At 43.2% G+C, this 11,604-nt stretch carries 14 protein-coding genes; 1 reads left to right on the top strand and 13 read right to left on the bottom strand.

Annotated features, from left to right (window positions below; genetic code table 11):
- Positions 1-140: 140 nt before the first annotated feature.
- The 9 genes from PAN06_RS10475 to PAN06_RS10435 form a co-directional block, all read right to left on the bottom strand.
- Positions 141-551, bottom strand: a complete 411-nt coding sequence (locus PAN06_RS10475; RefSeq protein ID WP_269796258.1) for an SP_0198 family lipoprotein — start codon at positions 549-551, stop codon at positions 141-143.
- 76 nt (positions 552-627) lie between these two features.
- On the bottom strand, positions 628-1,860 hold the full coding sequence (locus tag PAN06_RS10470) for a folylpolyglutamate synthase/dihydrofolate synthase family protein (protein WP_269796257.1): 1,233 nt from the start codon (positions 1,858-1,860) through the stop codon (positions 628-630).
- 253 nt (positions 1,861-2,113) lie between these two features.
- Complete coding sequence (locus PAN06_RS10465) at positions 2,114-2,419, bottom strand: DUF1292 domain-containing protein (RefSeq protein WP_003001941.1); 306 nt, start codon at positions 2,417-2,419, stop codon at positions 2,114-2,116.
- 22 nt (positions 2,420-2,441) lie between these two features.
- Positions 2,442-2,861 carry a Holliday junction resolvase RuvX gene (gene ruvX / locus PAN06_RS10460; protein WP_049472111.1) on the bottom strand — a complete coding sequence of 140 codons (420 nt, stop codon included), beginning with the start codon at positions 2,859-2,861 and terminating at the stop codon, positions 2,442-2,444.
- Positions 2,861-3,127 (bottom strand): IreB family regulatory phosphoprotein, encoded by a 267-nt coding sequence (locus PAN06_RS10455; protein ID WP_003002070.1) that lies wholly within the window; start codon positions 3,125-3,127, stop codon positions 2,861-2,863. The genes ruvX and PAN06_RS10455 overlap by 1 nt, the downstream gene beginning before the upstream one ends.
- 124 nt (positions 3,128-3,251) lie before the next feature.
- Positions 3,252-3,848: an SP0191 family lipoprotein gene (locus PAN06_RS10450; protein WP_031576799.1), complete on the bottom strand. Its 597-nt coding sequence runs from the start codon at positions 3,846-3,848 to the stop codon at positions 3,252-3,254.
- A gap of 136 nt (positions 3,849-3,984) precedes the next feature.
- Positions 3,985-4,383: a transcriptional regulator Spx gene (gene spx, locus PAN06_RS10445; protein WP_003009108.1), complete on the bottom strand. Its 399-nt coding sequence runs from the start codon at positions 4,381-4,383 to the stop codon at positions 3,985-3,987.
- 87 nt (positions 4,384-4,470) lie between these two features.
- Entirely contained in the window at positions 4,471-5,616 is a 1,146-nt protein-coding gene (gene recA, locus PAN06_RS10440) for a recombinase RecA (RefSeq protein ID WP_003002082.1), read from the bottom strand.
- A 119-nt stretch (positions 5,617-5,735) separates the two neighbouring features.
- Entirely contained in the window at positions 5,736-7,004 is a 1,269-nt protein-coding gene (locus PAN06_RS10435; protein WP_269796256.1) for a competence/damage-inducible protein A, read from the bottom strand.
- Positions 7,005-7,378: 374 nt separating this feature from the next.
- Between PAN06_RS10435 and PAN06_RS10430 the strand changes: the two genes are divergently transcribed.
- Positions 7,379-8,410, top strand: a complete 1,032-nt coding sequence (locus PAN06_RS10430) for a S66 peptidase family protein (RefSeq protein ID WP_269796255.1) — start codon at positions 7,379-7,381, stop codon at positions 8,408-8,410.
- A 62-nt stretch (positions 8,411-8,472) separates the two neighbouring features.
- On the opposite strand, the gene PAN06_RS10425 is transcribed toward PAN06_RS10430, so the two are convergent.
- The 4 genes from PAN06_RS10425 to mutL form a co-directional block, all read right to left on the bottom strand.
- Positions 8,473-9,036, bottom strand: coding sequence for a DNA-3-methyladenine glycosylase I (locus tag PAN06_RS10425; RefSeq protein WP_269796254.1), 564 nt, complete (start codon positions 9,034-9,036; stop codon positions 8,473-8,475).
- A 1-nt stretch (position 9,037) separates the two neighbouring features.
- A complete protein-coding gene (locus tag PAN06_RS10420; protein WP_269796253.1) occupies positions 9,038-9,607 on the bottom strand; it encodes a hypothetical protein in 570 nt (189 codons plus the stop codon).
- Positions 9,607-10,200, bottom strand: a complete 594-nt coding sequence (gene ruvA, locus PAN06_RS10415) for a Holliday junction branch migration protein RuvA (RefSeq protein WP_269796252.1) — start codon at positions 10,198-10,200, stop codon at positions 9,607-9,609. Before ruvA ends, PAN06_RS10420 begins: the two co-directional genes overlap by 1 nt.
- A gap of 20 nt (positions 10,201-10,220) precedes the next feature.
- Positions 10,221-11,604 (bottom strand): DNA mismatch repair endonuclease MutL (gene mutL, locus PAN06_RS10410; protein ID WP_269796251.1); only part of this gene is annotated, 1,384 nt, incomplete at its 5' end.

Raw genomic sequence — 11,604 nt, 5'->3', positions numbered from 1 at the left:
CAAGACGCAGTGGTTGAGTGGGCTCTACTACGCTGATTTCATCAGCTTTTACAGCCCTACTCAACTGTGCGGAGGTGGGACGACGAAATCGAATTCTAACGAATTACCGATTTCTGTCCCACTCTCTCTTGTTTCGTCCCTTATTGCTTGGTCAAAACGATAATCCCTTGATCATCCTCTGCTTGCTCTAGGTCTTCTAGCGACAACTGATCTCCTTCGATCCGATAGCGATAAGGCTCATCCCCGATACGCATGGATTGATTGACCGGATCAATGCTGACCTCTTTGGTCTCTTCTTCTCCATCAGCATCTTGCACCGTAAACGTGCCTTTTTGACCCGTCACAACTAAGAGGATCGTATTTTCCTCGTCCTGTCCTCGATAGCTTCCATCTATGGACACTCCTTCTTTCTGTTCTTCACTCGCTGAAGTCACAGTCTGTGATGAAGTAGACATCTGTTTGCTCGAAGTCTGTGTCGCTTTTTCTTGCTGGCTACAAGCAGTCAGGAAAAGGGCTACTGCCAAGGTCAGTATAGACATGATTTTTTTCATTAAGATCGACTCCTTTCGCCATAACCGTATACCATCTACCACCAGTATACGCCAAGAAAGTCTTTAGGTCAATTGTTTACCCCTCTAATAAAAATGCCCTTACTTCCGCAATAAAATACAAGGATCCTGTCACAAATAAGACTTCATCTGGACGACTCTGATCCATAAATTCTTTGATATAGGCCTTGTAGTCCGCTACATAGGGCAGGTCTTGTCGGTCGCCTTGTGCCACCACTTCACCGTAATGAAAGGTCGTCAAAATCAATTCAGCTTCCGGCAATCCCGCTTGAAGCGTTTGGAGCATCCCTCTATAATCTTTTCGCTTGAGGGCCCCAAATAAAATCTTCACGCGCTTTCCTGCTAAGCTATTGGCAAACTCGATCAAGCGCAACATAGCATGAGGATTATGGGCGCCATCCAGATACACCTGGTCGCCAAACAACTCTAGACGGCCCGGCCACCGCGTCTCTTGCAAGGCGTGCTTGACCTGCTCCATATCCACTTCTTCATCTAGGCTTTCCATATAGAGGAGAAAGGCCTCCAGAGCTACTGCAGCATTTTCCCGTTGGTAATCACCCTTCAAGCCCAGAGACGGCAAGACAATATCCACACTTTCATTCCAAAAGCGATCCTGCTCTATGCCAAAATCTTTCTGGAAGGCGTGGAGACCCACAGCCAATTGCTCCGCTTTTTCTTGACAAACAGCTATAGCATCATCCGATAAGGGACCCACCACAGCTTTCTTGCCCTTCTTAAAGATTCCTGCCTTTTGCTGGGCGATTTCCGCAATCGTCCCTCCCAGCGTTTCCTGGTGATCCAGGCCAACCGAAGTGATCACTGCAATCTCTCCCGTCACTACGTTGGTCGTATCCAGAAGCCCACCGATACCAACTTCCAGCAAGACCACGTCCACTGCTTGTTCCTTAAAATACAAGAGGGCCATGAGGCAGATAATCTCAAAATAAGAGAGTTGGTCCTGGGTTTGAAGCAAGGTCTGCTCCATTTGTTGGACTTCTTGGCCAATCCGAGTAAAATCTTCATCTGAAATCGGCTGATCCCCAATACAAATCCGATCATGGATACTGATCATATGAGGAGAAGTAAAGGTTCCAACCTTCTTTCCGTGAGCCATCAATAATTGACGCAAAAAGGCGATTGTGGATCCCTTCCCATTGGTTCCTGTCACATGAAGGATCGGATAAGCCTTATCCGGCCTCCCTAAAAGGCTCACTGCCTGCTCCATACGATCCAGTCCCGATCGAAAATTTAGACCGATCCGACTATTCATCCATTGCTCAATCTTATTCACATCTTCCTCCTAAAAGAAAAAAGCGACAAAACCTCTTCTGACGTTTGCGCTCCTTTCTTTTGTAATTGTTTCGTTCTCATTTTACAGCAGGTCCATCGGACTTCCTGCTTTTTCTTGTTTCTTGAAGCAGAGCTAAAAACGTCCACTGGACTTACTTGCGGTCTTCATTTCTAGCGCAAGGGTAAAAATGTCCCCCGGACTTACTTGCGGTCTTTATTTTTAGCGCAAGGGTAAAAATGTTCACTGAACATTTTTACTCCTCCATAAAGCTGTTGAAGACTTCTTCGATCATATCCCATTCTGCATCTGAGTCTTCTGGGATTGGTTGAAGGTCGCCCTCTGTTCCGTCTTCGTTTTCTGTAAATGAATAAGCTTGAATTTCAACTTCGCCATTTTCATCTTCTTCTGCATTTGCAGGGATCAAAAGGACATAGTTCTTTCCAAACTCTTCTTTGCCATCGATGGTCAAAAGAATTTCAAACAAGGTTTCATTTCCTTGTTCATCCACCAATGTGATTAATTCACGTTCTTCATGGTCGTGGTTATGATCATGTGCCATACTATTCTTCCTCGTTTTCTTTCTAAAAATTACGATCTAAATAATTTTGTAAAATGAGCTGCGCCGCTAACTTATCAATAACTTTTTTGCGTTTGCTACGGCTAACGTCTGCTTGCTCAATCAACATCCGCTCTGCGGCAACTGTTGTCAACCGTTCGTCTTGGTAGTCGACTGGCAACCCAAACTTTTCAGCAATCATTGCGCCATAAGCCTGACTGGCTTCCACACGCGGTCCGCTTGTGTTGTTCATGTTTTTCGGCAAACCCACAACAAAACGGTCTACCTTGTATTGAGCTACTAATTCAGCTAATCGTTCTAAGCCAAATTCTTTTTTGTCCTCATCAATTTGAATGATTTCAAGACCCTGAGCTGTAAAACCGAGAGGATCACTCACAGCAACCCCGACGGTCTTTGAACCGACATCCAATCCCATAATTCTCATTAGAGGTCTATTCCTTGCCCTTTCAAATAATAACGTACCAATTCTTCCACGATCTCGTCACGTTCATATTTACGAATTTGGTTCCGTGCATTATTATAACGAGGTACATAGGCAGGATCACCACTGAGTACGTATCCTACGATTTGATTAATTGGATTGTAGCCTTTTTCATCCAGTGACAAGTAAACATCTTTCAAGGTCTCGCTAATTTCCTTACGATTTGAATCATCAAGATTAAAACGTACTGTTTCATCTGTAAATCCCACAAGAACACCCTCTTTCCTTAGAATATTACTATTATACCATAATCAAGAGTTTTCCACAACGGCCAAGCCCTTGATTTTACGGCTTTTTCAAGCATTTTTGAGCTATTTTAGCTAAACTGTTTTTTTATTTTTGCTCACTCGCTCCAGCATTGATAAGATTATCCGCAAATTGACTCGGTGTCAGCTTCAACAACTCTGGTAAGTGATTGTTTTTGAAGTAGGTCATGCCTTCAGCCTTCTTCACATCCATTGCTTCAAAATCATAGGTGATGGTTACCTTGTATTCATTCTCATTTTCCAAGGTCAAATCAGCTGTGAAACCTGGCACTGTCAAAGCTTCCTTAAATGCATCGTCCTTGTTAAAGGATTCTCTCAATTGCTTTTGTGCTTCCTCGACTCCAACCTGTTGGATCCCTTTTTTCAACTCCTCATCGGTTGCCGTCACATTGATGGTCTCCAACTTTTTAAAGGTATTCCCCACATAGGTGACGATTTGCGTCTGTTGTGTCCCCTTGTCATCTTTTGGAAAGACAAAGGTTCTAGTGATGACTTTATTTTCTTCAGCTTTTTGCAGGATACTCTTATTATCCTTTTGCAGTTGCTCTGCTTTTGCTTGGATTGCCTTTTGTTCACTTGAATTTGGCGTTTTCGCTTGTTTTTTTTGACCGCATCCAGTCAAACACAAGGCAAGTGCACCCAATAAGAAGATTTTCCTTTTCATTTTCCATTCCTTACTAGTTATTGTTTTCTAAAATATTGTATCATAGATTTCGTAAAATGGCGCAGTAAACTGCTTTTCATTCCGATTTTTAAAAAGAAAAAAATCAGAAACAAATTGTTTCTGATTTTCAATCGCTTTAAAGAGCTGCACGCATCCGCGCTTCTGCATTTTCTACATTTCGAACTGATCGTGGCAAGAAGGCACGAATATCGTCTTCTTTGTAGCCCACTTGGAGACGTTTGTCATCTACCAAGATCGGACTTTTAAGAATACGAGGTGTTTCCATGATGATGTCAATGACTTCATTGACACTCAAGTCTTCGATGTCCACTCCTAGATTTTTAGCGTATCGATTTTTTGAAGAGACAATACTTGCCACTCCATTTTCAGTCTTTGTAAGGATATCCAACAATTCTTCTTTGGTGATCCCTTCCTTACCGAGGTTTTGTTCTTTATAAGTTAGCTGGTGAGCGTTGAGCCAAGTCTTTGCTTTTTTACAGCTGGTGCAACTTGACACTGTATAAATTTTAATCATGCATGCACTCCTTTCGCTACACGATAATACTATCGTATTAAATTATAACACAAAAACCATCAGTCTAGCGACCTATTTTGAAAAAAATTAATCTTCAATTTCAATCGCGTCATCTAAATCTAGAGTTACTTCTTCTACGACAGGAGCTGCTTCTTCAGTTTTATCAAGGGTTTTCACTGCTTCGTCTTCTTCGATCAAACCAAAATGAACCCGAACCTTGTGGTCAATTTCGTCAAAAATTTCTGGGTGGTCAGCCAAGAATTTCTTAGCATTTTCAGATCCTTGACCAATTTTTTCGCCATTATAGGAGTACCACGCACCCGCTTTTTGGATGATATCCAAATCTGTTGCAATCTTCACCAATTCACCTGTACGTGAAATTCCTTCCCCGTACATGATTTCGACCATGGCTTCTTTGAACGGTGGAGCTACCTTGTTCTTCACAACCTTGATCTTGGTTTCCTTACCAACGTTGGTATCTTTTTGGTCCCCAGTCCCCTTGATTTGAGTATTTCCACGAACATCTAGACGGACAGAAGCGTAGAATTTCAGGGCACGACCACCAGGTGTGGTTTCAGGGTTCCCAAACATGACCCCAACTTTTTCACGCAATTGGTTGATAAAGATGGCAATGGTCTTGGTCTTATTGATCGAAGCTCCGAGTTTACGCATCGCTTGGCTCATCATCCGCGCTTGCAAACCAACGTGGCTATCCCCGATATCTCCATCGATTTCCGCACGTGGTACCAAGGCCGCAACAGAGTCGACAACCACCAAATCAACCGCACCAGAGTCGATCAATTTACCAGCAATTTCAAGTCCTTGTTCCCCTGAGTCTGGTTGAGACAAGAGAAGTTCGTCGATATTGACCCCGAGAGCTGCCGCATAAGATGGATCCAAGGCGTGCTCGGCATCGATGAAAGCAGCAATGCCCCCTTCTTTCTGTGCTTGGGCTACTGCATGGAGGGCAACGGTTGTTTTACCAGAAGATTCTGGACCATAGATTTCGATGATCCGACCTTTTGGATACCCACCAGCACCCAAGGCAATATCAAGAGCCAATGAACCAGAGCTCATCACTTGTACTTTTTGTTCCGCGCGTTCGCCCAAACGCATGATGGATCCTTTACCAAAATCCTTTTCGATCAACTTCAGGGCATCATTGAGCGCTTTTTCACGCTCATCTCCAAATTTCTTAGAGATATCATCTAATTTTTTCTGTTTTTTCGCCATTCTTTTCTCCTATTTTTTACTATACAGGAAATGTATGCAACTCACCAACGATTACCGTCATTTGAAAGGCTCATTTCCTATCCATTTTTAGAATCATTCTTCATTTGGCACAAACTTCATTATACCAAATTTTCACTATTTAATACAGCCAAGCGCACCAAATTAAAGGCATGCAGAACTGCAATTTCGCGGACATCAGCTCGGCTACGTCCGGCGATATTGACTTGGACACTATCCACTCCATTTGGAGTTGCAAGTCCGATAAAGACTGTCCCTGCTGGATGCCCTTCCAGACTATCTGGTCCCGCAACTCCGGTCAGGCTAACACCATAATCGGATCCTGTTAACTTACGGGCCTGTGAAGCCATGGCTTGAGCTGTAAAATGAGACACTACTCCATGTTGCTCCAACTCTTGAGCTGGAATAGACAACATCTTGCTTTTTTCTTCTAGGCTATAGGTGACAAAACCGCCTGCGAAGATGCTGGAAGCACCCGAAAAATCTGCCAGAGTCGCTTGGAAGAGTCCAGCTGTCAGGCTTTCTGCAGCTGTAATAGTCTTACCAGTCTGTTTCAAAAGATCAAAGGCAACCTTGGCCATCGAATTGTCATCTCCATAACCGTAAAACAACTCTTGCAAGGGTTGATGATCCAGGGTGTGGCGTGATAAGATTTCCTTTTCTAAGACATCGAGCTTAGCATCCGCTTCTGCCTGATCTTTCGCCTTTGTAGACAGACGCAAGGTCACTTCTCCTGTTTTAGCATAAGGAGCCACTGTCGGATCACTCTGCTCTTCAATGATATTGGCTAGGATCGTAACCAGCTGGCTTTCCCCAATCCCAAAGAAGCGCAAGACTCTTGAAAAGAGCTGCTCCCCTGTTGTCAAATGAGGTACCAATTGTTCATTGACCATTGGCTTTAATTCACTTGGAGGTCCAGGTAGAACAACATAGGTCACACCATCAACCGTGATCAACCCTCCAACCGCGAGACCTGTACGGTTTTGAAGGGGGATTGAACCGGCGATCATTTGTGCTTGTCGCTCATTATTGGGCGTCCGGACATAATCAGGGCGACTCGCAAAGAAGGTGTCGAGTTTGGCAAGCGCTGTCGGATCGAAAACCAGTTCCTTCCCTAAAAACTTAGCAAGGGTTTGCTTGGTCAAATCATCCTCTGTCGGACCAAGTCCACCGCACAAAATCACCAAATCGCTGCGTTTTGAAGCAGTCTCAATGGTCGAGAAGAGACGACCTTCATTGTCTCCTACCGCCACATGATAATAGACATCAATTCCCAAACTAGCCAATTTTTCAGACAAGAATTGCGCATTGGTGTTCACAATTTGTCCTGTTAAAATTTCTGTTCCAACTGCAATAATTTCCGCCTTCATGGTGCCTCCCACTTATACTATTCGTAATTTTCATTTCATTTTAACACAATTTCCTAAATTATTTAAAAAACAGATTGAAGATAAAGTCCATTTTGGATAACTTTCTTCAATCTTTTTCTTTTAGAGTATAAAGTAAAAAATCTTAGAAATCTCATCACATCAGCATTCCTAAGAGTTTTAACTATGTGGCAATCAACTTCTAAAGGGCTATTTTCTATTGTTGATAGAGCTTATCTATATTCTGAGCAACCATATCGAGTGGTTGCTTTTTTACTACTTTCTTGATCTAAAAGCCTTCTTCTGACTCAAATTCTTGTTGTTTCCCCTCATCTTTTGTGATACAATAGCATCAATTTTTTCTAGGAGGATAATATATGGCTTCTACTATTGGTATTATAAGTTTATCTAGTGGGACTATGGGTGAAGACTTTGTCAAGCACGAAGTGGACTTGGGTATTCAACGTCTCAAGGACCTCGGACTCAATCCTATCTTTTTACCTCATTCGCTAAAAGGCTTAGATTTTATCAAAGAACATCCCGAAGCTCGTGCGGAGGATTTGATTCAGGCATTTTCTGATGATAGTATCGACATGATATTATGCGCCATCGGTGGAAACGATACCTATCGCTTGCTACCTTATCTTTTTGAAAATGACCAACTACAAAAGGTTATCAAACAAAAGATTTTTCTTGGCTTCTCGGATACGACCATGAACCATCTCATGTTGCATAAACTAGGAATCAAGACTTTTTATGGGCAATCCTTCTTTGCAGACATTTGTGAGTTAGACAAAGAAATGCTGCCATATAGCCGCCACTACTTTAAAGAATTGATTGAGACTGGAAAAATCTCAGAAATTCGCCCTAGTAACGTTTGGTATGAGGAACGGACTGATTATAGTCCCAAGGCTCTGGGAACACCTCGTGTCAGCCATGCAAATACAGGTTTTGACTTGTTACAAGGCAATGCTCAGTTTGAGGGAGAAATCCTCGGTGGTTGTCTTGAGTCTCTCTATGATATTTTTGACAACTCTCTACACGCAGATAGCACGGATCTCTGCCAAAAATACAAACTTTTCCCCGACTTGTCAGACTGGGAAGGAAAGATCCTCTTGCTAGAAACAAGCCAAGAAAAGCCTGAACCTGACGACTTTAAAAAGATGTTGCGGACTTTGAAGGACACGGGTATATTCGAGGTCATCAGTGGACTATTAGTCGGAAAACCTATGGATGAAACTTTCTATGACGACTATAAAGAAGCACTATTGGATATCATTGATAGCAATATCCCGATTGTCTATAATCTGAATGTCGGACATGCAACTCCAAGAGCAATTGTCCCCTTCGGAGTCCACGCCCATGTAGATGCAACGGAGCAAGTCATTCGCTTTGACTATAACAAATAAAGCTGGGAAGAATTTCTCAGCTTTTTTTCTATATTCTCAGATACTCTAGTTAGCTATACTCACTAATCACCGTTTTTCCATTCACAAGCATTCTCATGATCATTGACCAGGCCTGCTGCTTGTAGGTAGGATAAAACTGCGACTGGTCCGGTGAACTTAAAACCACGTTTTTTGAGATCCTTGGATAATTTCTCAGATAAAGTCGTCTTAGCTGGTGCTTGACTGTAATCTGAAACATCATTGACGATGGTTTTCCCATCGACAAAAGACCAAAGATAAGCATCAAACGATCCAAATTCCTCCTGGACTTGTAGAATGGCTTGAGCATTGGCCCGTGTCGCAAAAATCTTTGCACGATTGCGGATGATGGCTGGATTGTCTAACAAAGTTTCCAGGTCAGAGTCGGTCATCTCTGCGACGCGTTGAAGATGGTAACCATGAAAAGACTCTCGGAAAGCCTGGCGTTTATTGAGTACCGTCTCCCAAGATAGACCGGCCTGATAAGTCTCCATACAGAGCAACTCAAAAAGCGCTTGGTCATCATGGAGGGGCCGTCCCCATTCCTCATCATGGTAAGCTACATAGAGAGGGTTATTCATTTTAACCCAACCACAGCGTTTTGGCATCTTATTCTCCTATCTTTGAAACGTAGTCAGGCAAGGGAACAGTAGACTTATCCAATAGATTAATCCAACGATTAATATCTGGTGGCAGAGGGTTAAATTTTTCATCTGTTTGATACCTTGCTTGACCATCTGTTTCTATACCAGTTAATGTTTCAATCTGTTCTCGAAGTTGGTCTACAGTTATCCAATCAGTCCAACCTTCAAAAAAGCTTTCGGGAGCCAATGTTATTCCATACCATTCTTGAAACCATTCAATGTAGTCTGCACTTAACAGATAGAGTTTTTCGAAAGAACAAGATTCATCATTCACCTTTATACTATCTACTATATTGTCATTATCCACTACGGCAATACTCACACCACAAAATTCACAAGGAATTGAGCCAACTTGACCATAGCGAGATCCATTATGCAAAAATAATTCTGTCTGACTCTGTTGACAATTTTTACAAAATAAAGGAAAAACTTTACAGTGTATCCGTATCGTCTTAATCTTCCCATTCTTAAACATTATCTTGATATGGTTGTTACTGCTTCTTGCTTCAACTAGTTTAATTCGAGCAATGCTCATTATTTCACCAACATCTTAAGGGCAGACTTGATATAGTTCTCAGCAGTATCCGTCGTTCCTTCAAAGAATTTCTTGATTTTCTTAAGTTCCGTTGCCTTGTAGCCCAAAGCCAACATGGCTTCCATAGCTTCTTCAAGAGCTCGGTTTTCTTCTGAAATTTTGGCATTGGACTGAGCCGGTGCATCTTCTAGATCAAGATTGATCTTACCTTCTAGATCCAAGACCATCTGTTGGGCTGTTTTCTTGCCGATCTTCGGAAACTTGGTCAAGTAGGTGATGTTCTTGCTTTCGATGGCTTGGACAAGGCCTGCATTGTCATCCGCAGCAATGATGGCCAGAGCTGAGACTGGGCCAATTCCAGAGACCGAGATCAAGCTCAGAAAGAGCTGTTTTTCTTCTTCAGTCGCAAAGCCATAGAGCAGGTGAGCGTCTTCCCGGACTACTTGATGGAGATAGACTTGCACCTCTTGATTCATTTTACCAGAGTAAGCATAGGGATTGGCCACATGTAAGAGATAGCCGATTCCAGCTGTTTCCACCACGATGTATTTGGCGGTGATTTTCGTTAAGATTCCTTTAATGTATTCGTACATAAGATTCCTTTATTCTTTATTTAATACTTGCCCAACTCCCGCAAGCTTGTGTGATTTTCCTGAATGCGTCGGAACATCTTTTCCATGTCCGACTTGGTGAAGTTGACCAAGACGGGACGGCCGTGGGGGCAGTTATAAGGATTGTCACATTGGGACAGTTGATAGATGAGATCCCGTGCGGAGTAATCATCCAGGGTGTGATTGGCCTTGATGGAGCGTTTGCAGGACATCATGATAGCCAACTCCGCCCGGTATTTCTTGATGGACACCTCCTTGGTCAAGAGGAGCATATCACACATCTCATAGATACCCGACTCAATCTCTTCTTCCTTCATCCAGATAGGATGCTCCCGCAAGATCAACTGGTTAGCTCCGTACTCTTCTAGATAGACTCCCACTTCTTCTAGGAGGTGCTTGCGCTGTTGCAGGCGAATCAGATCATCTGCAGGGAACTCAAAGATATAAGGCACCAGCAGTTGTTGCTGACTACCGTCCACATCCCCGATGCTCTCCCGGTATTCTTCGTATTTGACCCGCTCTTGGGCCGCGTGCTGGTCAATGATGTAGAGGCCTCCATTGCCTTGAGCAAAGAGATAGGTCCCATGCATCTGTCCAAAATATTCCAACTCTGGAAAGGTCGAATGTTCTTCCCCTTCCAACTTGTCATAGGCCTTGTCTAGACTAGCCAGATCCAACTCTGGGTGATCCAGTTCATCGTATACCGCAGCCTTTCTTTCCGCAAACTTGATCGCGCTTGTCGGTTTTTCTACTGGATTTTCTTGGCTTATCGAATCAGCAGTAGCTTCATCTGTTAGAGGAAGTTGAGGATCTGCCACCTCTGGTCGAAGTTTGAAATCTTGACTTTCTCGGTCATAATAAAGGCGGTTTTCTTTTAAAGGCAAGGTTGTCTGTACTGGCTTTTCTGTTCGGCGAATGGTCGACTTGGCTAGATTTTCTAGAGCATCCGGAATTAGGTCCTGCTCTTTCAGAGCATTCGCAATGGCTTGGGAAATCAAGGCCATCAATTCTCGTTCTTTAGAAATGCGCACTTCTTGCTTGGTCGGGTGAACATTGACATCCGCTAAGTAAGGATCAATCTGGATATGAATGATCGCAAGTGGGAAGCGACCCACCATGAGTTTACTACCGTAGCCGTCTAAAATAGCCCGATTGAGCAAGAAATTTTTGATGTAACGGCCGTTGATAAAGAGACTGATATAATTGCGATTGGCACGAGTCAATTCAGGCAAAGACACAAAGCCCGTCACTTCAAAATCTAGGTCGCGATTTTCAATGGCTACCATCTTCTTGGCAGACGCCAAGCCATAGACGCCCGCAATCGCTTGCCGGAGATTCCCAGTACCTGCCGTTTTGGTCATTTCTTTTCCGTCATTAATCAAGGTG

The organism is Streptococcus sp. SM3 (assembly GCF_027497875.1).
This window is presented reverse-complemented; position numbering and strand designations above follow the sequence as displayed.